The 21,000-nt window shown below is 69.7% G+C and carries 23 protein-coding genes and 2 tRNA genes; 15 read left to right on the top strand and 10 right to left on the bottom strand.

All coding sequences use genetic code 11. From position 1 onward, the window contains the following. The first annotated feature begins 15 nt into the window (after positions 1–15). The 4 genes from CSC66_RS16010 to CSC66_RS15995 all read left to right on the top strand — a co-directional run bounded on the left by CSC66_RS16010 (position 16) and on the right by CSC66_RS15995 (position 2,099). On the top strand, positions 16–321 hold the full coding sequence (locus CSC66_RS16010) for an integration host factor subunit alpha (RefSeq protein WP_162378417.1): 306 nt from the start codon (positions 16–18) through the stop codon (positions 319–321). Then, the gene (locus CSC66_RS16005) at positions 314–670 is read left to right on the top strand and encodes a MerR family transcriptional regulator (RefSeq protein ID WP_028916088.1); all 357 of its coding nucleotides are present in this window, start codon (positions 314–316) and stop codon (positions 668–670) included. Before CSC66_RS16010 ends, CSC66_RS16005 begins: the two co-directional genes overlap by 8 nt. 87 nt (positions 671–757) lie before the next feature. After that, positions 758–834, top strand: a tRNA-Pro gene (locus tag CSC66_RS16000). A gap of 173 nt (positions 835–1,007) precedes the next feature. Further along, on the top strand, positions 1,008–2,099 hold the full coding sequence (locus tag CSC66_RS15995) for a TraB/GumN family protein (protein ID WP_162378438.1): 1,092 nt from the start codon (positions 1,008–1,010) through the stop codon (positions 2,097–2,099). 119 nt (positions 2,100–2,218) lie between these two features. Here CSC66_RS15995 and dxs read toward each other — a convergent pair whose 3' ends face one another. From dxs to CSC66_RS15965, 6 genes are all read right to left on the bottom strand, one after another. Beyond that, the gene (gene dxs / locus CSC66_RS15990) at positions 2,219–4,138 is read right to left on the bottom strand and encodes a 1-deoxy-D-xylulose-5-phosphate synthase (RefSeq protein WP_162378416.1); all 1,920 of its coding nucleotides are present in this window, start codon (positions 4,136–4,138) and stop codon (positions 2,219–2,221) included. An 82-nt stretch (positions 4,139–4,220) separates the two neighbouring features. Next, entirely contained in the window at positions 4,221–4,868 is a 648-nt protein-coding gene (locus tag CSC66_RS15985; protein ID WP_162378415.1) for an HNH endonuclease, read from the bottom strand. A gap of 55 nt (positions 4,869–4,923) precedes the next feature. After that, entirely contained in the window at positions 4,924–5,400 is a 477-nt protein-coding gene (locus tag CSC66_RS15980) for an LEA/WHy family protein (protein WP_162378414.1), read from the bottom strand. Positions 5,401–5,447: 47 nt separating this feature from the next. After that, positions 5,448–5,993 carry a lipocalin family protein gene (locus CSC66_RS15975; protein ID WP_162378413.1) on the bottom strand — a complete coding sequence of 182 codons (546 nt, stop codon included), beginning with the start codon at positions 5,991–5,993 and terminating at the stop codon, positions 5,448–5,450. A gap of 99 nt (positions 5,994–6,092) precedes the next feature. Beyond that, a complete protein-coding gene (locus tag CSC66_RS15970; RefSeq protein WP_162378412.1) occupies positions 6,093–6,302 on the bottom strand; it encodes a hypothetical protein in 210 nt (69 codons plus the stop codon). A gap of 221 nt (positions 6,303–6,523) precedes the next feature. Next, a tRNA-Phe gene (locus CSC66_RS15965) sits at positions 6,524–6,599 on the bottom strand. Between the two features lie 152 nt (positions 6,600–6,751). Here CSC66_RS15965 and CSC66_RS15960 point away from each other — a divergent pair. Beyond that, a complete protein-coding gene (locus CSC66_RS15960; RefSeq protein ID WP_338016032.1) occupies positions 6,752–7,237 on the top strand; it encodes a DUF6491 family protein in 486 nt (161 codons plus the stop codon). A gap of 97 nt (positions 7,238–7,334) precedes the next feature. On the opposite strand, the gene CSC66_RS15955 is transcribed toward CSC66_RS15960, so the two are convergent. The 3 genes from CSC66_RS15955 to ftsY are packed head-to-tail and all read right to left on the bottom strand — an operon-like array spanning position 7,335 to position 9,930. Continuing rightward, on the bottom strand, positions 7,335–7,607 hold the full coding sequence (locus CSC66_RS15955; RefSeq protein ID WP_162378411.1) for an oxidative damage protection protein: 273 nt from the start codon (positions 7,605–7,607) through the stop codon (positions 7,335–7,337). After that, the gene (gene mutY / locus CSC66_RS15950; RefSeq protein WP_379655824.1) at positions 7,604–8,689 is read right to left on the bottom strand and encodes an A/G-specific adenine glycosylase; all 1,086 of its coding nucleotides are present in this window, start codon (positions 8,687–8,689) and stop codon (positions 7,604–7,606) included. The genes CSC66_RS15955 and mutY overlap by 4 nt, the downstream gene beginning before the upstream one ends. A gap of 44 nt (positions 8,690–8,733) precedes the next feature. Beyond that, positions 8,734–9,930, bottom strand: coding sequence for a signal recognition particle-docking protein FtsY (gene ftsY, locus CSC66_RS15945; protein WP_162378409.1), 1,197 nt, complete (start codon positions 9,928–9,930; stop codon positions 8,734–8,736). A 57-nt stretch (positions 9,931–9,987) separates the two neighbouring features. Here ftsY and rsmD point away from each other — a divergent pair, with 57 nt between their 5' ends. The 9 genes from rsmD to CSC66_RS15900 all read left to right on the top strand — a co-directional run bounded on the left by rsmD (position 9,988) and on the right by CSC66_RS15900 (position 18,507). Continuing rightward, a complete protein-coding gene (gene rsmD, locus CSC66_RS15940) occupies positions 9,988–10,674 on the top strand; it encodes a 16S rRNA (guanine(966)-N(2))-methyltransferase RsmD (protein WP_162378408.1) in 687 nt (228 codons plus the stop codon). A 15-nt stretch (positions 10,675–10,689) separates the two neighbouring features. Then, positions 10,690–11,193, top strand: a complete 504-nt coding sequence (gene coaD, locus CSC66_RS15935) for a pantetheine-phosphate adenylyltransferase (protein WP_162378407.1) — start codon at positions 10,690–10,692, stop codon at positions 11,191–11,193. A 31-nt stretch (positions 11,194–11,224) separates the two neighbouring features. Continuing rightward, positions 11,225–11,728 (top strand): hypothetical protein, encoded by a 504-nt coding sequence (locus CSC66_RS15930; RefSeq protein ID WP_162378406.1) that lies wholly within the window; start codon positions 11,225–11,227, stop codon positions 11,726–11,728. Between the two features lie 54 nt (positions 11,729–11,782). Next, a complete protein-coding gene (locus tag CSC66_RS15925) occupies positions 11,783–12,061 on the top strand; it encodes a YfhL family 4Fe-4S dicluster ferredoxin (protein ID WP_162378405.1) in 279 nt (92 codons plus the stop codon). Then, positions 12,058–13,842, top strand: a complete 1,785-nt coding sequence (gene ggt, locus CSC66_RS15920) for a gamma-glutamyltransferase (protein ID WP_162378404.1) — start codon at positions 12,058–12,060, stop codon at positions 13,840–13,842. Before CSC66_RS15925 ends, ggt begins: the two co-directional genes overlap by 4 nt. A 49-nt stretch (positions 13,843–13,891) precedes the next feature. Beyond that, positions 13,892–14,782 carry an MBL fold metallo-hydrolase gene (locus CSC66_RS15915; RefSeq protein ID WP_162378403.1) on the top strand — a complete coding sequence of 297 codons (891 nt, stop codon included), beginning with the start codon at positions 13,892–13,894 and terminating at the stop codon, positions 14,780–14,782. Between the two features lie 41 nt (positions 14,783–14,823). Further along, positions 14,824–15,231 (top strand): MAPEG family protein, encoded by a 408-nt coding sequence (locus CSC66_RS15910; protein WP_162378402.1) that lies wholly within the window; start codon positions 14,824–14,826, stop codon positions 15,229–15,231. A gap of 8 nt (positions 15,232–15,239) precedes the next feature. Continuing rightward, positions 15,240–16,976 (top strand): glycoside hydrolase family 9 protein, encoded by a 1,737-nt coding sequence (locus tag CSC66_RS15905; protein WP_162378401.1) that lies wholly within the window; start codon positions 15,240–15,242, stop codon positions 16,974–16,976. A 1,216-nt stretch (positions 16,977–18,192) separates the two neighbouring features. Further along, entirely contained in the window at positions 18,193–18,507 is a 315-nt protein-coding gene (locus CSC66_RS15900) for a 3-deoxy-8-phosphooctulonate synthase (RefSeq protein WP_162378400.1), read from the top strand. A 592-nt stretch (positions 18,508–19,099) separates the two neighbouring features. On the opposite strand, the gene CSC66_RS15895 is transcribed toward CSC66_RS15900, so the two are convergent. Further along, positions 19,100–20,023 (bottom strand): IS110 family transposase, encoded by a 924-nt coding sequence (locus CSC66_RS15895; RefSeq protein WP_162378399.1) that lies wholly within the window; start codon positions 20,021–20,023, stop codon positions 19,100–19,102. A gap of 225 nt (positions 20,024–20,248) precedes the next feature. Between CSC66_RS15895 and CSC66_RS15890 the strand changes: the two genes are divergently transcribed. After that, positions 20,249–20,815, top strand: coding sequence for a hypothetical protein (locus CSC66_RS15890; protein WP_162378398.1), 567 nt, complete (start codon positions 20,249–20,251; stop codon positions 20,813–20,815). Positions 20,816–21,000: the final 185 nt, after the last annotated feature.

The raw sequence follows: 21,000 nt of genomic DNA, 5'->3' as shown, positions 1-21,000 counted from the left end.
AGGGGAAGGACCGGAATGGCATTGACCAAGGCGGAGATGGCCGAGCGTCTGTTCGACGAAGTCGGCCTGAACAAGCGCGAGGCGAAGGAGTTCGTCGACGCGTTCTTCGACGTGCTGCGCGAGGCGTTGCAGGGCGGCCGGCAGGTGAAGCTGTCGGGTTTCGGCAATTTCGACCTGCGCCGCAAGAACCAGCGCCCGGGACGCAACCCGAAGACCGGCGAGGAGATCCCGATCTCGGCCCGCACCGTGGTCACGTTCCGCCCGGGCCAGAAGCTGAAGGAGCGGGTGGAAGCCTACGCGGGAGCCGAGCCGCATGCTTGATCCGGGCAGCAACCGCGAGCTTCCGCCGATCCCGGCCAAGCGCTACTTCACCATCGGCGAGGTCAGCGAGCTGTGCGACGTCAAGCCGCACGTGCTGCGCTACTGGGAGACGGAGTTCCCGAGCCTCAGTCCGGTCAAGCGCCGCGGCAACCGCCGCTACTACCAGCGCCACGACGTGCTGATGGTGCGCCAGATCCGCGGCCTGCTGTACGAACAGGGCTACACCATCGGCGGCGCGCGGCTGCGCCTGGAGGGCGAGGGCGCGAAGCAGGAGTCGGCATTGAGCAGCCAGATCGTGCGCCAGGTGCGCATGGAGCTGGAGGAAGTGCTGCAGCTGCTGCGGCGTTGATCCATCGCCGGCGGGTTCGCGGAGGCCTCGCCGCGGACGCGGCCGAACCGGTATAATCGCCGGCCCGCCTCTGGCGGAAAGCTGCTTCGGGGTATAGCGCAGCCTGGTAGCGCACCAGTCTGGGGGACTGGTGGTCGTCGGTTCGAATCCGGCTACCCCGACCAATACGTGTTGCGAACAGGCCCGCCTTGCGCGGGCTTTTTCGTGTGCGCCGCCGGCCGCGGAACCAATCATGAACAGGCCCGCCGCGACCGTTGCGCCGGCCGCCGGTGGCTGGCCGGCCCCGCGTATGCTCGGCCCGGCATTGGCGTCTGGGAGCGCGGGCATGGCGGCACGGATGGCGGCAGGTGTGGTGCTTCTGGTCCTGGGGGGTGCGTTCGCGACGGGCGCCACGCCGGCGCAGGAGCCGTCGCCGCCCGCCGCGAGCACGGACGCGGCACCGGTCGTGGACATGGAAGCGGTGGTCGTCACCGGCGTACAGCCTGGGCCAGGCATGTGGCGGGCCACGCGCGGCGGCCACACCCTGTACATCCTCGGTACCCAATCGCCGCTTCCGCGCGGGATGAGCTGGGACGCGGACGAGGCGCGCGATGTGCTGGGGCAGGCCGGGGCGGTACTGGGTTCACCGGGGGTGACCATCAATGCGGACATGGGCTTCTTCCGCGTCCTGACCCTGGCGCCATCGGCCTTGAAGGCGATGAAGAACCCGGACGGCCGGACCCTGGACCAGGTGCTGCCGCCGGAGATCTATGCGCGCTGGAGCGTGCTCAAGCAGCGTTACCTTGGCCGCGATCGCGGCGTGGAAAAGAAGCGCCCGCTGATCGCCGTCTACGAGCTCTACAAGGCGGCGCTGGAGCGCAATGGTTTGCGCGAGGGCGGGGTGGTCGGGCCGGTGATCGACAAGGCGCTCAAGGAGCGCGACCTGGAGCGCACCTCCACCTTGCTCGCGCTGAAGATCGACGACCCGCGCCAGGCGATCGCGGATTTCCGCAAGGAAGAGCTCAAGCCCCAAGACCTGGCCTGCTTCAACGGCACCCTGGACATCATCGAGCGCGACCTGCCGCAGATCATGGCGCGCGCCAACGCCTGGGCGGTGGGCGACCTGGACGCGCTGCGGACCATGCCCAGCGGACGCAACCAGCTGCTGGCCTGCCTGTCGGCGTGGACCCAGACCGAGACCGCACGCAAGCGCGGGCTGGTCGACATCGATGTTCGCGTGCGCGACAGCTGGATGAGCGCCGTCGACAAGGCGGTGGCCGCCCATCCGGTGTCCTTCGCCACGCTGTCGATCGATGAACTGCTCCGTGGCGATGGCGGGTACCTTGCCGAGCTGCGGCAACGCGGCTACCGCGTCCAGGCGCCGGACGAGTACGGCTACGAGGATGGGATCGAAGAGGCGGCGGATGCGATCGCGCCGTCATCCCTGTAGGGCGATCCAACCCGGCACCAAGCGCGGAGCGCTCTTCGTAGAGCGAGGCTTGCCCCGCTGCCCTTCCCGGGCAGCCAAGGCACTCGACGGCTCGGCGCAGCCGCCGGGCGAGCCCGGCTCTACAGGGCGCCGGCGGCGCGAGGCAGGTCGCTTTCCGTCGTTGCCAGCTGCGGCCAGCGCCTGAGCACCGCGGCGCGGATGCCGGCCGCATCGATGCCGGCCTCGGCCAGCAGGTCCTCGCGGCTGGCGTGGTGCTGGAAGGCGTCGGGCAGGCCCAGGTGCAGCACCGGCAACAGCACGCGCTCGGCGTTGAGCAGTTCCGACACCGCCGAACCGGCGCCACCGGCGACGACGTTGTCCTCGACGGTGACGAAACCCTGGTGGCTGGCCGCCAGCTCCAGGACCAGCGCGCGGTCCAGCGGTTTGATGAAGCGCATGTTGACCACGGTCAGCCCGAGCTCGGCGCCGACCTGTTCGGCCGCCGGCACGGTCGCGCCGAAGGCGAGCAGGGCGATGCGCGAACCGCTGCGGCGCAGCTGCGCCTTGCCGATGGGCAAGGTCTCCAGGCCGGGGTCGACCGCCACGCCCGGACCGGTGCCGCGGGGATAACGCACCGCGGCCGGACCTTCGTGGTGGAAACCGGTGCTGAGCATCTGCCGGCACTCGTTCTCGTCGGCCGGGGCCATCACCAGCATGTGCGGCACGCAGCGCAGGAAGCTCAGGTCCAGGTTGCCGGCATGGGTGGCACCGTCCGGGCCGACCACGCCGCCGCGGTCGATGGCGAACAGCACGTCCAGCTTCTGCGTGGCCACGTCGTGGACCAGCTGGTCGTAACCGCGCTGCAGGAAGGTGGAGTAGATCGCCACGACGGGCTTGGCGCCCTGGGTGGCCATGCCGGCGGCCAGGGTCACCGCGTGCTGCTCGGCGATGGCCACGTCGAAGTAGCGTTCCGGGTATTCCCTGCTGAAGCGCACCAGCCCGGAGCCTTCGCGCATGGCCGGGGTGATGCCCATCAGGCGGGGCTCGACCGCGGCCATGTCGCACAGCCAGTCGCCGAACACGTCGGTATAGGTCGGCTTCTTCGCGCCGGCCTTGGCAACCAGGCCCTTGGCCGGGTCGAACGGACCGACGGCGTGGTAGCCGATCTGGTCGCCCTCGGCCAGCTCGTAGCCCTTGCCCTTGGTGGTGATCACGTGCAGCAGCTGCGGGCCCTTGAGGGTCTTGAGCGTCTTCAGCGCGTTGACCAGCGCCGGCAGGTCGTGGCCGTCGATCGGGCCGGTGTAGTGGAAGCCCATTTCCTCGAACAGCGTGGACGGCACGAACATGCCCTTCCAGTGCTCTTCCCAGCGGCGCACGAAGCGCGCCGGCGGCTTGTTCTTGTCGCCCAGCAGCTTCTTGCCGCCTTCGCGCAGCTTGTTGAGCGTGGCGCTGCCGGTGAGCCGGCCGAGCATCTTGGTGACCCCGCCGACCGCCTCGGAGATCGACATCCGGTTGTCGTTGAGGATCACCAGCAGGTTCGGCTCGTCGTCCATGCCACCGGCGTGGTTGAGCGCCTCGTAGGCCATGCCCGCGGTCATCGCGCCGTCGCCGATCACGGCCACGACCCTGCGCGGGTCGCCGGCGCGCTGCAGCGCGATCGCCATGCCAAGGGCGGCCGAGATCGAGGTCGAGGAATGGCCGACGCCGAAGGTGTCGTACTCGCTTTCCTCGCGTTTGGGGAACGGCGCCACGCCGTCCTTCTGCTTGACCGTGTGGATGCGGTCGCGGCGGCCGGTGAGGATCTTGTGCGGGTAGGTCTGGTGGCCCACGTCCCAGACCAGCTGGTCGACCGGGGTGTCGTAGAGCCAGTGCAAGGCCACGGTCAGTTCGACCACGCCCAGTCCGGCGCCGAAGTGGCCGCCGCTGCGGCCGACCGATTCGATCAGGTACGCGCGCAGCTCCTCGGCGATCGCGGGCAGCTCGGCCTCGTCGAACTGGCGCAGGTCGGCAGGCGTGTCGATGCGCGACAGGCGTGGGTAGCGGGCGGAATCGATGCTCATCGGGTGCGGCACGGTACGGGCCGCCATTTTCCTCCCCGGGGGCGTGACGGGGCAAGCAAGCCCGTTCAGGGGCCGGGGAGGTTCAGGCCGACAGCTTCGACCGCTTGGGCAGCTGCGCCTTCAGGAAGGCCATCTGGTCGGCCAGGATGTTGCGGTTGGACAGGATCAGGTGCTCGATCCAGCTGGGCCGGTAGGGGACGGCCAGCAACGGCATGTGCGCCTGCTGCGGGGTGCGGTCGCCCTTGCGCGAGTTGCAGTGGAAGCAGGCGCTGACCACGTTCTCCCAGACGTCGCGGCCGCCCTTGGACAGGGGCATGACGTGGTCGCGGGTCAGGTGCGGGCGGTTGAACTGGCCGCCGCAGTACAGGCACAGGTGCGCATCGCGGGCGAACAGCGCGGTATTGGACAGGGTCGGCGTGGGATCCAGGGCGCGGGCATGGGCATGGCCGCGGGTGGCGACGATCGGGTGCAGCTCGATCATGCTGCGCTCGCCGGTCATGCGGCAGATGCCGCCATGCACGCGCAGGCAGGGGTCGCCCAGAGTCCAGGCGACCGCGTCGCGTGCGTAGAGGCAGGTCGCGTCCTGCCAGCCGATCCAGTCCATTGCGCGACCATGCGCATCCAGCGACAGCACCCGTACCGCGGGTGCGTGCTCCCGCGGGGGAGGGGCGGCGACCGGGGCCTGCGCTCCGGTGCAGACCAGACCTAGCGTTGCTGTGTCCGTCTCCATCGGGAAAACAGCTTATACCCGAATGGTGACGGTTTGGGTATGCCGTCGCGCGGGGTCAGCGCAGCACGCCGTCCAGGCCCGGCGCGGGATTGAGCGCGCTGCGGTCGTCGACGTCGAACTGGCGCGGTTTGCTGGCCTCGTCCGGCGTGGCGTCCACCGTGCCGACCAGGTGGTAGGACAGCGACCTGCGGGTGGCCAGGGCATCGGCCACCGCGATGCGCGACATGCCATCGGGCCTCATCGACACCTTCACCACGTCGGCCGATCCCGGCCCGATCGAAATGCCCGGCGTGGCCTGCAGGACCCCGGCCGCGTGTTCGTCCACGCTTACCTCCAGCCGGACCTTGTCGAAGCGCATGGAAACGCTGCTGAAGTTGTGCAGCCGCAGGTCCACCATCCAGTCGCCATTGGGCTGCACCGCCAGTTGCTGGATCGCGGCCGAAGGCGGCGACACGCGCCGGGCGTTGCCTCCGCATGAGGCGAGCAGGACGAGGACGGCGGTGGCCAACAACAGCTTCAGGACGGGCTTCATGCGATCTCCGGGCGGGCGATGACCCGATAGTAAGCCGTCGCCGCCGCTCAGCGCAGCGGGGCGGCGACCACCAGCGGCTCCAGCTGGTAGCCCACGCCCTCCGCCTTGGCCTTGAGTCGTGCGAAGAGTTCCCGATCCATGGTCGGCTCGCGCGAGAGGATCCACAGGTACTTGCGGTCGGGGTCGCCGACCACCGCCCACTGGTAGTCGGGATCGAGGGCGATCACCCAGTAGTCGGCCCATACCAGAGGCACCCAGGACAGCCAGCCGGGCACGAAGCGCACTTCGAGCCGGCCCGGATGGCCTTCGACCGTCCTCGCCACCCCTTCGGCGACCGCCTGGCTGCCATCGCGCGCCAGGCAGGCGTTGCGCACGCTGATCGTGCCGTCCGCGCGCAAGGCGTAGCTGGCGGTGATGTCGGCCACGCACTTTCGCTGGAACGAGACCGGCAGGTGCGCGATCTCGTACCAGTTGCCGGCGTACCGGGACAGGTCCATCGCCGGGACCGAGGTCACCGGTGCCGCCGCCAGGGAGTGGCGGGCGGGAACCGCCGGCACAAGACAGGCCAGGAGCAGGATCGGCAGGGCGCGCATGGTGCCTCCGCGAGAGGGCGCGCCGATCCTAGCATCCGGGCCGCGGCCGCCGCCTCGGCTGGAATCACGCCGGCCGGGCCCGCGGGGCCGGCCCGGCGCTCAGCAGCCTGCGGTCTGCAGCCAGGAGCTGTGGCGGGCGCGCAACTCGACCCGTGCCGGTTGGCCGCCGCGCAGGGCACTGGCGTCGGCCAGGGTCGCCGCCACCGCCAGGGCTGCGGCCACCGACGGATACCAGGCCAGCGGCCTGCCGCAATCGAGGAGGGTGCCGCCGCCGTGTTCGCGACGGACGACGAGGAGTCTCTGGTCCATGCAAGGTCCGGGTTCCGGCCGCCGGGAGCAGGCGTCGCGCGAGTGTGCGAAGCGCTGCAGCGCGAGGGAATCGGCAAGAGCCGGCCTGGCGGGTAGGAAATTTCCGAGCCGGCCATTCGCAGCGCCGGGCTGCCGCGGTGCGGCTGTACAAGCCCCGGAAAGCGAAAAGGCCTGCAGTCCTGCAGGCCTTCGCGGCTTCTCGCTGTTCCATCCACCAGAAGTGGTGGCCGGGGAGGGAATCGAACCCCCGACACGGGGATTTTCAATCCCCTGCTCTACCAACTGAGCTACCCGGCCATGCGCGGCATGACCGCGGCGAGGGGCGGAATCATACCGGGGCGCGGGATGGCAGACAAGCCGGGCGCGTTCGCGGTTCCGGTTGGCCGCGGGAAACGTTGGGCGCATGATCGCTCCCGGTCCACCCACGCACGGAGAAGCTGGTGAAAAAGATGCTTTCGATGGGGGTGCTTGCGATTGCCCTTTCGCTGGGGGCCGCGGCCTGCAGCAACTCGGGGATGCCCAGGGCCACGGACGCCGAGCGGCTGGCGTTCTACGAGGCCCATGCCGGGGAGCCGGTGCGCAGCTTCCGCATGTTCGGCCGGCTCAATGGCTGGACCCCGCTGGGCAACAGCGCGATGGTGGTGTGGACGCGGCCGAAAGAGGCCTTCCTGCTGAACTTCGCCGGTCCCTGCCAGGACCTGCAGTTCGCCACCTCGATCACCATCTCGCACTTCTCCAACCAGGTCACCGCGCGCTTCGACACGGTGACCCCGCGCGGTCCCGGCGTGAGCCAGGTGGCGCGGATCCCGTGCCGGATCGACACCATCCGCCCGATCGACGTGCCGGCGCTCAACCAGAGCCGCGAAGAAATCCGCCAGGCCAACGCCGAGGCGCGCCAGGACGCTCCGCCGGGCGAAACGCCACCGTCGAACTGAAGGAGTGGGGTACACGAATGCCGGTGCGGCCCAGCGCCGCGCCGGCATCCCGATCCCGCTGACGGCGCGGGCCGCGCTGTCCCGGCGTGGCCCGGGATCAGGTTTCCGGCGGCACGTAGCCGGCCGGTTTGTCGGCGCCGCCGCCGAACAGGAACTTCTCCATTTCGCCTTCCAGGAAGGCGCGATGCTTCGGATCGCGCGGCGAAAGCCGGTTCTCGTTGATCAGCATGGTCTGGTGCGCGAGCCAGGCGGCCCACGCGGGCTTGCCGATGTGGGCGTGGATGCGCTGGCCCAGGTCGCCCGGCCAGGGGACGAAATCCAGCCCCTCGGCATCGCGTTGCTGGTATTGGCAGAAGACGGTGCGGCTCATGTCCGGGAGTCGATCAGCTTGCGGATGGGGGCGGGCAGGGCGAACGCGTGCAGTTCATCGCGTGCGACCCAGCGCAGGTCGGGATTGTCGCCGACCGTGGCCCTCGGCGCGACTTCGCGCAGGCGCCGCGGCTGCAGCCGCAGCCGGTAATGGCTGAAGGCGTGCGGCACCTCGGGCAGGGTCTCGGCATCCCAGGCGCCGGCGAGGTGCCGTGCCGACCAGGCCTGCGCCTGGGTCTCGTCGTCGGCCTGCGGCAGCGACCACAGCGTCGCCCACACCCCCGTCGGCGGACGCCGGGCCAGCAGGATCCGGCCCTGCGCGTCCTCGGCCCACAGCACCACCGCGCTGCGCTCGGGCAGGGCCTTGCCCGGGCGGGCGGTGGGCAGCGAGCCGGTGCGGCCGCTGGCCAGTGCGGCGCAGCCCTCCTGCAGCGGGCACAGCACGCAGGCCGGGTTGGCGCGCGTGCACAGGGTGGCGCCGAAATCCATCTGCGCCTGGGTGTAGTCGGCCAGGCGCGCCTGCGGCAGGTGCGACTGGGCCAGCGTCCACATCGATTTCTCCACCGCCGGCAGCCCGGGCCAGCCTTCGATGCCGTGGTAGCGGGCGAGTACGCGCTTGACGTTGCCGTCCAGGATCGGGAAACGGTCGCCCCAGGCCTGGGTGAGGATCGCCCCGGCGGTGCTGCGACCGATGCCCGGCAGCGCCATCAGTGCCTCGAGATCGCGCGGCAGGTCGCCGCCATGGCGCTGGACGCACAGCCGGGCGGTGGCATGCAGGTTGCGCGCGCGGCTGTAGTAGCCCAGCCCGGCCCACTGCGCCATGACCGCGTCGGATGGTGCGTCGGCCAGCGTCGGCAGGTCGGGGAAGGCGCGCAGGAAGCGCTCGAAATACGGAATGACCGTGGCGACCTGGGTCTGCTGCAGCATCACTTCCGACAGCCACACGCGGTACGGCGTGCGCGGATGCTGCCAGGGCAGGTCATGGCGGCCATGGCGGTCGAACCAGGCCAGCAGCCGGGGCGCGAAGCCGTCGCCGGGTCCGCTGCCTTCCGGCACCGGTTGGGCGGGCTGTGGCTCGGCCACTGCGGGCCCGGCGCGGCGCCTGCCACGCGTTGCGGCCGGCATGCTCAGCTGCCGCCCAGCGCTTCCGGCAGCAACGCGTCGACGAAGGCCTCGGCGTCGAACACGCGCAGGTCCTCCGGCCGCTCGCCGATGCCGGCGAAGCGGATCGGGATGCCGAATTCGCGTGCCAGCGCGAACACGACGCCGCCCTTGGCGGTGCCGTCGAGCTTGGTCACCACCAGGCCGGTGACGCCCACGGCCGCATGGAACTGGCGCAGCTGGTTGAGCGCGTTCTGGCCGGTGGTGCCGTCGATCACCATCAGCACTTCGTGTGGCGCGGCCGGATCGATCTTCTGCAGCACGCGCTTGATCTTGCCCAGCTCGTTCATCAGCCCGGTCTGGGTATGCAGGCGGCCGGCGGTGTCGGCGACCAGCACCTCGATGCCACGCGCCTTGGCCGCCTGCAGCGCGTCGAACGCGACCGAGGCGGCGTCGGCGTTCTGGCCCTGGGCGATCACGGTCACGCCGTTGCGCTCGCCCCAGGCCTGCAGCTGGGCCACGGCGGCGGCGCGGAAGGTGTCGCCGGCGGCCAGCACCAGGCTGCGGCCTTCGTCCTTGAAGCGGCGCGCCAGCTTGCCGATGGTGGTGGTCTTGCCGACGCCGTTGACGCCGACGGTCAGCAGCACGAAGGGGCGGGCGCCGCGGTCGATCACCAGCGGCTGGGCGACCGGGCGCAGGAGCGCCACCAGGTCGGCGCGCAGCGCGACCAGCAGCGCGTTGGCGTCGGCGAACTCGCGTGCCTTCATCCGCCTGCGCAGGCCGTCGACCAGCGCGGTGGTCGCGCCCACGCCGACGTCGGCGGTCAGCAGCGCGGTCTCGATCTCGTCGAGCAGGTCGTCGTCGAGCTTGGGGTTGCGCGAGAACAGGCCGCCGAAGCTGCGGGCGAAGGTGCTGTTGCGCAGCCGCTCGCGCCAGCCGGGCTTGCCCGGGGCCGCGGCCGCCGGCACCACCAGGCCGGCGTCGGCCACGGTGCCGGCATCGGCGTCGATCACCGCCTCGGCGGTTTCCTCCAGCGGCTGCTGCTCGACCACCGCCGGCTCGACCAGGGCTGCGCCGGCAGCCGCATCCACGTCCAGCGCGCCGTTGTCGGCCGCGGCCGGCGCCGTCGGGAACGCGGCAGCCAGTTCCTCGGCGCTGAAACGGTTGGACGTGGTGGGGGCAGGGGCATCCTGCGGCTTCTTGCGGCGGAAGAAACTGACCATTGCCTGCGGATATCGGAGAATGCGCGCCATGCTAGCACCGCACCCCATTGCCCCCCTATGAACCGCCGCCCTCCCAGGCATCCGTCGCACGCCCCGGCCGCATCGGCGCGGGCGCCCGGCAGCGTGCGCATCATCGGTGGACGCTGGCGCGGCACGCGCCTGGCCGTGCCCGACCTGGCCGGCCTGCGACCGACCTCCGACCGGGTCCGGGAGACGTTGTTCAACTGGCTGCAGCCGGTGCTCCCGGGGGCGACGGTGCTGGACCTGTTCGCCGGCAGCGGCGCGCTGGGCCTGGAAGCGGTGTCGCGTGGCGCGGCGCAGGCGATCCTGGTCGAGCGCGATCCGGCACAGGCCCGATGCCTGCGCGAAGCCGTGCAGCGGCTGCATGCCGAGGCGCAGGTCCGCGTGGTGCAGGACGACGCGGTGCGCTGGCTGGCCGGGCAGGCGCCGGCAGGCGGGGGCGGCTGCCGCATCGCATTCGTCGATCCGCCGTTTGCGGCGGATCTCTGGGCCGGGACCCTGCAGGCGCTGCCGCCGCACCTGGCCGTCGACGGCTGGATCTACCTGGAGTCGCCGGTGGACCAGGCGCCGTCGCCGCCATCCGGCTGGCGCCTGCACCGCGAACTGCGCACCGCGCAGGCGCGCGCGGCGCTGTACCGGGTGGCGGCAACGCCGGGCGCCGCCGGCGATACACCGGGCGCGGAGTGCGCTGATACACTGGCCGCCGCCAATCCGGCACCTTGAAACGACGCCAGCCCCGTGGTCCAACGCCGTACTGCCGTCTATCCCGGCACCTTCGACCCGATCACCAACGGCCATATCGACCTGGTCGCCCGGGCCGCGCCGCTGTTCGAGAAGGTGATCGTCGGCGTGGCGACCAGCCAGGCCAAGGGCCCGACGCTGTCGCTGGAGCTGCGGGTCCGGCTGGCCCGCGAGGCACTGGCCGGGCATCCGAACGTGGAGGTGCGCGGCTTCGATTCGCTGCTGGCGCACTTCGTCCGCGACGTCGGCGCCGGCGTGCTGCTGCGCGGCCTGCGCGCGGTGTCGGATTTCGAGTACGAATTCCAGATGGCGAGCATGAACCGCCATCTCATCCCCGAGGTCGAGACCCTGTTCCTGACCCCGGCCGAGCAGTACAGCTTCATCTCATCTTCGCTGGTGCGCGAGATCGCCCGACTGGGAGGCGATGTATCGGGCTTCGTGCCGCCGGCGGTGGCCACGGCCTTGCGGGAGGCCAGGCGTGGCAATGCGGTTTCCGAGTGACTCTTTTCCTACGAACGACGGGAGGTTCCTGATGAACACGACGACGCGCGCGCTTCTGCTCGCCTGCATGCTGGTTTCGCCGCTGGTCCTGACGGCCTGCAAGAAGGAGGCCCCGGTGGCCAACGAAGCGGCCGAGAAGAAGGTGCTGACCGCGCCGGCCAGGGACGACGACGCGGGCTGGAAGGCCTACCTGCCGGCCGTGGTCCAGGAGAACATGGGCACGGTCACCAACAACCCGTTCCTGTACTACCTGCCGCCGGAATCGGACCCGGAGTTCGCCGCCAAGTACGAGCGCCAGGTCGAGTCGGCCAAGACCGCGATGGCGCGCGGCGTGCAGAAGGGCAACCTGCTGGCCTTCGGTTCGCCGGCCTCGGCCAAGATGGCCGACCTGATGCTGGTCGCCTTCGCCGACGTGCCGCCGGATACCCTCAAGGGCGTGCGCATCCTGTTCATCGGCGACGCGGTGGACAACGAGCGCGTCCAGGCCGCGCTGGCGCCGACCGGTGCCGAGTACGTCTTCGTCGAAGCCAAGTAAGAGGATGGTGGCGCCGGGTCCCGATGCCGGGACCCGGCGCCGCAAGCGCACGACGTGTCGCTCCGGATCAACGAACTCTGCGTCAACTGCGACGTCTGCGAGCCGGCCTGCCCGAACCAGGCCATCTCGATGGGCGAGACGATCTATGTGATCGACCCGGCGCGCTGCACCGAATGCGTCGGCCACTTCGACGAGCCGCAATGCGTGGTCGTCTGCCCGGTCGAGTGCATCGATCCCGACCCGGGACACCCCGAAAGCCACGATGCGCTGCTGGCCAAGCTGCTGCGGCTCCAGCGCGAACACCCCGAACTCTACCTGCCGGAGGCCCGATGACCCGCCGCGTACTGCCACGCCTGCTGTTGGCGCTGTCGCTGTTCGTACCAGGACTTTTCCTCCCCGGTTCGATCCTTCCGGCCCGGGCCGCCGATGGCGGCTCCGCGCTGGCCCAGCGCCCCGGTCAGGCGGCGATCGCCAGCGCGCACCGGCTGGCCACCGACGCCGGCTTCGAGGTCCTGGACCAGGGTGGCAACGCGTTCGATGCGGCCGTGGCGGTGTCGGCGGCGTTGTCGGTGGTCGAGCCGATCAGCTCCGGGCTGGGTGGCGGCGGATTCTTCCTCCTGCACCAGGCCGGGCAGGGCGGCGCCGGCGGACGCGACGTGTTCATCGATGCGCGCGAAGCCGCCCCGGCCGCCGCCACCGCCGACCGCTACCGCACCGCCGACGGCAAGCTCGATTCGGACCTGGCCGAGAACGGCCCCTGGGCCGCGGCGATCCCCGGCCTGCCGGCGGGACTGGTGCACGTGGCCGGCAAGTACGGCCGCCTGCCGCTGTCGGCCAGCCTGGCCCCGGCGATCCGCCTGGCCCGCGACGGCTTCCCGGTTTACGCCAAGCTCGAGCGCGGCTATGCCGCCCGCCGCGAGGTGATGGAACGCTTCCCCGGCACGCGCGCCGTGTTCCTGAGCAACGGCCAGCCGCCGAAGGAAGGCCAGTTGCTGAAACAGCCCGATCTGGCGAAGACCCTCGAACTGCTGGCCGCCAATGGCTTCGACGGTTTCTATCGCGGCCCGGTGGCGAAGAAGCTGGTGGACGGCGTCCGCGCCGAGGGCGGGCAATGGACCGCGGGCGACCTGGCCGCCTACCGCGTGCACGAGCGCGAGCCGCTGCGCTTCGGTTACCGCGGCTGGGAAGTGGTCACCGCACCGCCGCCGTCCTCCGGCGGCGTGGCGCTGGCGCAGATGATGCAGATCCTGGCCGGCTGGGACCTGGCGAAACTGGACGATGCGCAGCGCACCCACCTGACCATCGAAGCGATGCGCCGCGCGTTCCGCGACCGCACCTTCTATCTCGGCGACCCCGATTTCGTGCACGTGCCGGTGGACGTGCTGACCAGCCCTTACTACGCCGCCGGCCTGCGCGCGACGATCAACCCGGAGAAGGCCACGCCCAGCGATTCCTTCTCCGGACTGCCCACGCCGCTGGAGGACGAGGAGACCACCCACTTCTCGATCGTCGATGCCGACGGCAACCGCGCCGCGGTCACCCAGACCGTGAACCTGCTGTTCGGCTCGGGCCTGGTGCCGCCGGGCACCGGCGTGCTGCTCAACAACGAGATGGACGACTTCGCGCTGCAGCCGGGCCAGCCCAATGCCTTCGGGGTGATGGGCTACGAAGCCAACGCGCCGGCGCCGGGCAAGCGCCCGCTCAGCTCGATGACCCCGACCTTCATGGTCTCGCCCGACCACGTCGCCGTGCTCGGCACCCCGGGCGGCAGCCGCATCATCACCATGGTCCTGCTCGGCGCGCTGGGCTTCGCCGATGGCCTGGGCGCGCAGCAGGTCGCCGCGCTGCCGCGCTACCACCACCAGTGGATGCCGGACGTGGTCCAGGCCGAGAGCGGCGCGTTCGACCCCGATCTTGCGGCCAAGCTGCGCGCGATGGGCCACACCCTGCGGCTGCCGGAGGACAGCGCCAGCGGGCGCGGCTCCAGCCATACCTGGGGCAACATGCAGACGGTGCTGTGGGACCGGCGCGGCAACGTGCTCACCGGCGGCAGCGATCCGCGCAACAGCGTCGGCAGCGCCGAGGTGCGCGCGACGGCGACGGTCGCGCCCTGAGCGCGGCCGGCTTGCGGATTCTTAACCGGCCCACCGCTAGCATTCGCGCATGAAACTCTGGTCCATCCGCGGCAATTCGCAGAAGCTCGACGGCGGCTCGATGTTCGGCAACGCGCCGCGGGCCGTGTGGGAAAAATGGTCGGCCCCGGACGCGCTCAACCGCATCGACCTGGCCTGCCGCGCGCTGCTGGCCAGCCCGCTCAACGGCCGCACGGTGCTGTTCGAGACCGGCATCGGCGCGTTCTTCGAACCGAAGCTGCGCGAACGCTACGGCGTGCAGGAAGACCGGCACGTGCTGGTCGATTCGCTGCGCGCGGCCGGCTTCGAGCACGAGGACATCGACGTGGTGGTGCTCAGCCACCTGCATTTCGACCACGCCGGCGGCCTGCTGGCGCCGTGGTCGGAAGGGCGCGGCCCGGAGCTGCTGTTCCCCAACGCCACCTACCTGGTCGGCGCCGCGCACTGGGAGCGCGCCCGCCATCCGCACCCGCGCGACCGCGCCAGCTTCATCCCGGAACTGCCCGGCCTGCTGGAGGCCAGCGGCCGGCTCGAGCTGGTCGATGGGCCGCACTCGCGCGCGCTGGGCGAGTCGGTGCGTTTCAGCTTCAGCGACGGCCACACGCCCGGACTGATGCTGGCCGAGATCGCCGGACCAGAAGTAGTGGACGGCCAGCCGCACGGCGGCGTGGTGTTCTGCGCCGACCTGATCCCGGGACGCTCCTGGGTGCACCTGCCGATCACCATGGGCTACGACCGCAACGCCGAGCTGCTGATCGACGAGAAGCGCGCCTTCCTCGAGGACAAGCTCGCGCGCAACGTGCACCTGTTCTTCACCCACGACCCGGCGTGCGCGCTGGCACAGGTGGTTCGCGACGCCAACGGCCGCTTCGGCACCGCGCATGAGGTCGCCGAACTGCAGGCGCGGCCGCTGGCGGCCTGACGCTGGCACAATCCGGGCAGTCCTCATCAAGGAATGCCCGCATGGCCCCGACGCCGCGCATCACCCTGCTGGTCGCTTCGCTGCATGTCCTGTTCTACCTGCTGCTGTCGATGCGGGTGATGCTGCACCGCAAGGCGCAGCGCATCGGCGTGGGCACCGGCGGTGACGAGGTGATGACCCGCAGGGTGCGGGTCCACGGCAACTTCGCCGAGTACGTGCCGCTGGCGCTGCTGATGCTGGCCCTGCTCGAACTGGCCGGCACCGCCGCGGCGGTGGTGTGGACCTGTGGCCTGGTGCTGCTGCTGGCGCGGCTGGCACATGCGATCGGACTGGGCGGATCGGCCGGCTATTCGGCCGGACGCTTCGGCGGCACGCTGCTGACCCTGGCGGTGCTGCTGGCGATGGCGCTGCTGGGGCTGTGGCGCTTCCTCGCGCAGGCCGCGCTGTGAGCGCCGGCATGTCGATGCGGTGGTGCCTGCTGCTGGCCGCGCTCGGCGCCGTTGCCGATGGCCGTACGCATGAGGCGTCTTCCGCCGCCGCGGCGGCAGGCCAGGTGCGCCTGAACCAGCTCGGGTTCCTGCCGGGTGCGCAGAAGCTGGCGGTGGTGGAGAGCGACGAAGCGCGCGCGTTCGAGGTGCTCGACGCCCGGGGCGAGGTGGTCCTGCGCGGAACCACCACCGCGCCGGCGCGCTGGGAACCGGCCGCGCGCGATGCGGCCATCGCCGACCTCGGCGCGCTCGCCGCGCCCGGCCAGTACCGCGTCCGCGTGCAGGGCTTGCCGCTGTCCGATCCGTTCCCGGTGGATGCGCAGGCCTATGCCGCGCTGGCCGACGCCTCGCTCAAGTCGTTCTACCTGATCCGGGCCGGCACGCCGCTCGAGCCGGCGCATGCCGGCCGCTTCGCGCGCGCGGCCGGCCATGCGGACGATGCGGTCGAGATCCACGCCTCGGCCGCCTCGCCGGGACGCCCGGCCGGCACCGTGGTGTCCGCCCCAGCCGGCTGGTACGACGCCGGCGACTACAACAAGTATGTGGTCAATTCCGGCATCACCACCTGGACGCTGCTGGCCGCGTACGAGCATTTCCCCGCGTTCTTCCGCGGCCGCGAGCTGGGCATCCCGGAGAGCGGCAACGGCGTGCCGGACATCCTCGACGAGGCCTGGTGGAACCTGCGCTGGATGCTGGCGATGCAGGACCCCGGCGACGGCGGCGTGTACCACAAGCTGACCAACCTGCGCTTCGACGGCATGGTCATGCCGGAGCAGGCGCGCGAGCGCCGCTACCTGGTCGGCCGCTCCACCGCCGCGGCGCTGGATTTCGCCGCGGTGATGGCTGCCGCCAGCCGCATCTACGCCGGTTACGAGGCACAGTTCCCCGGCCAGCCGGCGCGGATGCGCGCGGCGGCCGAAGCCGCGTGGCGCTGGGCGCAGGCGAACCCGGACGCGGTGTACCGGCAGCCGGCCGACGTCCACACCGGCGCCTACGGCGATGCGAAGCTGGACGACGAATTCGCATGGGCCGCGGCCGAGCTGTACCTGCTGACCGGCGAGGCGGCCTATCTCGACGCGTTCCAACGGCACGCGCGCGATGCCGACGTGCCCAACTGGTCGAACGTCGGTGCGCTGGGCTGGATCTCGCTGGCCGCGCATGGCCAGCGGTTGCCGGCGGCAACGCGCGCTTCGGCGGAAAAGCAGGTCGGTGGCCTGGCCGCGCGCCTGGCCGCGCAGTCGCGGCGGTCGCCGTGGCGGCTGGCGATGCAGCCGGCCGACTTCGTCTGGGGCAGCAGCGCGGTGGCGCTGAACCAGGGCATCGTGCTGCTGCAGGGCCATCGCCTCACCGGCGAGCGGGCCTACCTGGACGCGGCGCAGTCGCAGCTCGACTACGTACTGGGGCGCAACCCGCTGGGCGTGTCCTTCGTCACCGGCCACGGCCTGCGCACGCCGATGCACGTCCACCACCGGCCCTCGCAGGCCGATGGCATCGCCGAACCGGTGCCGGGCCTGCTCTCCGGCGGCCCCAATCCGCGCCAGCAGGACCTGGCCGACTGCAAGGGCGTGGCCTATCCGTCGACGCTGCCGGCGCTGTCGTGGATCGACCATGCGTGCAGCTACGCCAGCAACGAAACCGCGATCAACTGGAACGCGCCGCTGGTGTACGTGGCCGCCGCCATCCAGGCCTCGACCCCCACCCTGTAGGAGCCGATTCATCGGCGACGCGGGCGCCGCAGGCGCGAGGCCGTTGCCCGCGCCGATCCCGTCCATTCCCCGCACCTAACGGCCGTCCGACCCGCCCACCGCCGCCGGGGCGGCGCCACGGGCGAAGCCCCGGTGTCCTGCCCGTTGGCGCGTGCGTGGCTGGCAGCGACGCGCCACCGATTTCCATGCATCAGCGAATGGAAACCGCCCGCGCGCCAGTGATTTCGATCCGCAGGCGTATGGAAATCGGTGGCGTGCCAGTGATTTCGATCCGTGGGCGTATGGAAGACACGCGTCGGCCAGTGGCCGGAACTGGCGTTCCAGTGATTTCCATGCACCAACGCATGGAAACCACCCGTGCGCGCGTGACTGGAACCGGTGCATCCGTGATTCCGATCCGCGAGCGCATGGAAATCGCGCGCGCGCCGGTGCGCGGTGCCGGCGCGCCGGTAACCGGAACTCGAAGGTTCGGCGCTGGACGGAGTGTCCGCTCTTTCCCATGCAGGGCCCGCGCCCGGGACCAGGCAGGCGTCCGCCGGGTTCTCGCCCCGTTAACCCCTCGCGCAATCCGCGGCGGGTGTACCGGATATGCCGGCGAATCCGGCCCCGCATGCCGCCAGAGGCACAGGCCGCAAGAGCTTGAGCCGCATCCGCCCGGCATCTGGTTCGGAAAACACGACGGAAAATATCGGGGTCCACCCGCCGCCATAAGAGATATCGGGGTCTCCAGGCCGCCTATTCGCAGGCGAGACTCCCCGTCCTGCAGCTAAGGCCACGACCAGACCCCTGATTTCGATCGGGTTTCCCGATTGACGCCCCGCGCGACGGTCCGCCAGACTCGGTGCTACACCCCCGTTGGGGGTCTACTGGTAGTTAGGCGGGTTGTGGCGTTCGTGGTTGGGGTGGGTCGCCGGCCTTCGGTAGGGGAATCGCAATGGGAAGTTGGCGTGCGGCATCGCAGCGGGTCGGGCGCGGGGCAGGCGTTCGGTCGGAGCGCGTCTCGCACAATCACTTGGCTGGCGTGTCGGTTGTCCAGGCTTCTTGCCTGATGGCTCGCCGGCCTAACCACTCGTTCAAGCCGACGCCGCTCCGCGGCGCGGCTTAACTCCGGCGTTAGCCTTCAATGTCGACTGGTCGCAAGCTCCTGTTAGATTCGACAGCCTCCAGCGCAGACGCGGTGGAGCCCGCGTTTATTGCGCGCCCAGAAGGTGCGCCTATGTATCACGGCTTCGCAAAGCCGGAATTGCCAGCGATCGAAGGGTGGCAGTTCGGCGAGATCACCGCGTTTCTCGGCGACGATGCAGGCGATGCATATGTCGTTGCGCCCGACGGCACACGTGCAGGTATCGTCTGGGAGATCGGCGATGGCGAGATTCAAGAGATACTGCCCCCCGAGCCGACTCGCTGGGGTGTTTACGCTATCTGGTTTCCGGAGCCCAACAGCTCAACTGAAGCGCTGCAACGCAACCTCCGATCAGTCTTGCCGCAGCTGATAGCGGCATACAACCGGGCGCACGGTGTTGAAGGCTAACTAGTCATTCAAGCCGACGCCTTCGGCGCGGCTTAACTCAATCGTTAGGCATCGGAGGAGTTCCTGCTGGACAGGGTCACCGACATCGTAATCTTTGTGTTTCTCGGCGCAATTCTTGTGGGGGCCGTCGCGATACTTTTCCTGGTTGGGTCGGCAATCTATCCAGAATTGGTCTCATGGCTTGGCGAGGCTGCACGAGACCCTTTGACAAAGGTTGGCTTGCCAATTGCTGTTTTCTTTGGGGTAGTACTTGGCCTGGCGGTCATTGGGGTTGCTTCGCTTTGGGGCTTTGATCTGGCTAGAGCGAGAGTCCATAAGCACCCTAGACTTGAGCAATTCGTTAAGCGCGTAGGTGAGGTCGTGGGTGGGCTTGGGGCCGTAGGCGCTCTAGCCTTGGCGGGATTTATCATCTTTGGGGGCATGGTCAAATCTTGTAGTGACCCGCATAGCTGCACGGCTAGTGCGCATCGCTTCGGGGATTGCTAGACATGCCTAACCAATCGTTCAAGCCGAAGCCGCTTCGCGGCTCGGCTTAACTCAGCAACTGTCTTCCGACCAGCGGTCAGATCGGCAACTGTCTTCCGACCAGCGGTCAGATCGGCACTGCGGCCTCCATCCGTAGCTCATCGCGACGACGCGCATTGACGATCGTCAGCAGCTTTCGCATGCAAGCGACCAGCGCGACCTTGGCCAGCTTGCCGCGTGCCCGAAGCTGCTTGTAGTGGGCTTTCATCGTCTCGTCCCAGCGCACCGCCGAGAGCGTGGCCATGTACAAGGCCACGCGTACCGGCGCCCGACCACCGCGGATGCGACGGACACCACTGCTCTGGCCGCTGTCCCGGTTCATGGGTGCCACGCCGACCAGGCGCGCGATCTGGCGTCGGCTCAACGCCCCCAGCTCCGGCAGCAGCGCCAGGCTGGTGGCTTGGAAGATCGGTCCCAGTCCCTTGCACGATCCCAGCGCCGGTGTGGCATGCGCATCCAGCAGGGCCTGCATCTGCCGGTCGATGGCTGCCAGTTCTCGACGCAGGGCAGCGACGGTCTTGGCGGCCAGCGTCCGGATCGAGGGCGGGCACATCGCCATCTGTTGCCGGTGCGCTTGTAGCGCGGTGACCACCTGGCCGCGGCGACGCAGCCAGTCCCGCAGCTCGCGTTGCCAAGGCAGAGGGGCCTGGTAGCGTTGCAGCCGGTCGGCAAACATCCCGGCCATCAGGCACAGCAACCGGGCGTCGATAGCGTCGGTCTTGGCCATGTCGCCGGCGGCGCGGGCGAAGTTGCGGGCCTGGCGGGGATTGACCCGGGCCACCCACAGCCCGGCATCGCAACAGGCCTCCAGCAGCGGCTCCTCATACCCACCGGTGGCCTCGACCACGATCCGGGCCTGGTCCAGGTCGGCCAGCTTCCGGACCAGCTTGCGGATCGCCGCGGTGCTGTTGGCCACTCGCATGACTGCCGGCCGTCCTTCGATGGCCACGTCCAGGGAGGCCTTGCCCACGTCGATGCCCACTGCCGTCATGCCCAATCCTCCGATAGAGTTGGCGGGTCGAGAGCATCGCGCCCAAGCCCACGCTTATCAGTTCGAGGGAGACCTCGGCCAACTGTCCGGGCGCAGGGCGCGAGCGCCGGCATGCGGCCCCTGCTGAGTTACGGTGCTGCTACACCGAGGCGTTAGCGGGCGCGCATGCCGGGCTCTCGACACCTAGGCTAGGGGAAACCAAAGACATAAGGCGTTAGGGCTCAGATGAGAGAGCGTCGCTGGTCGAAGCTGCCCTTCTACGACCCCAAGGGACTTCTCATCGCGCTGGACAAACTGTCCGACGAAGTGGCTGCGGCAAACCTTCCCTACAACCTGACTTCGCTTCGTACGAATGAGCTAAAGCCCTACCGGGAAGGCCGGCAGTGCGCTCTCTTCTGTTACGGCATTGGCCAACGCTTCGGCTTGGACGTCCGGTTTGCATTTGTCGAAGAGCAAGACATTGACTTCGTCGCCAGATTCGAGCGCGATCAATGCGTTCACTTCGTACCGATACAAATGAAGGAGCTCGTACCCGAGCGCGTGCGGGACTCGACGTCGCTGCAGAACGAGCTCAACAAGCTGGCCAAGTACGGCGACTCCTCGGATCTCGTCGTGGTGTTTCATCTAAATCGCGGCGTCACGGTCGTGCCGGAGCAGCTTGCCTTTGACAAGGTCAAGGTGGCCCAGCTCTGGTTCGTGGGTTACACCGGGCAGGGCCGGGAGTGGCACCTGCTTGGCGATATGCTTAGCGAAAGCGGTGGGGCATCCGTGTTTCGCTATCCTGAGCCCTAACAATTCGTGTATGGACTCCTCCGTCAAGCAGGTTTGCCGCAGCTGATGTTTGATCGTCGGGAAGCGGAACGGTTGCAGTCGTGTATTCGGCCTTGAGGTGAGCGGTCGATGTGCTCGGGCCATCATGGAATCCGCGGCGCGGGTGCCTATCGTTCAAGCGGCCTGTGGGCCTGAATTGTTATCGG

The sequence above is a fragment of the Pseudoxanthomonas kaohsiungensis genome (assembly GCF_010211765.1).
GTDB lineage: Bacteria > Pseudomonadota > Gammaproteobacteria > Xanthomonadales > Xanthomonadaceae > Pseudoxanthomonas > Pseudoxanthomonas kaohsiungensis.
The sequence above is the reverse complement of the archived record's forward strand: the minus strand, read 5'-3'. Positions and strand labels throughout refer to the sequence as shown.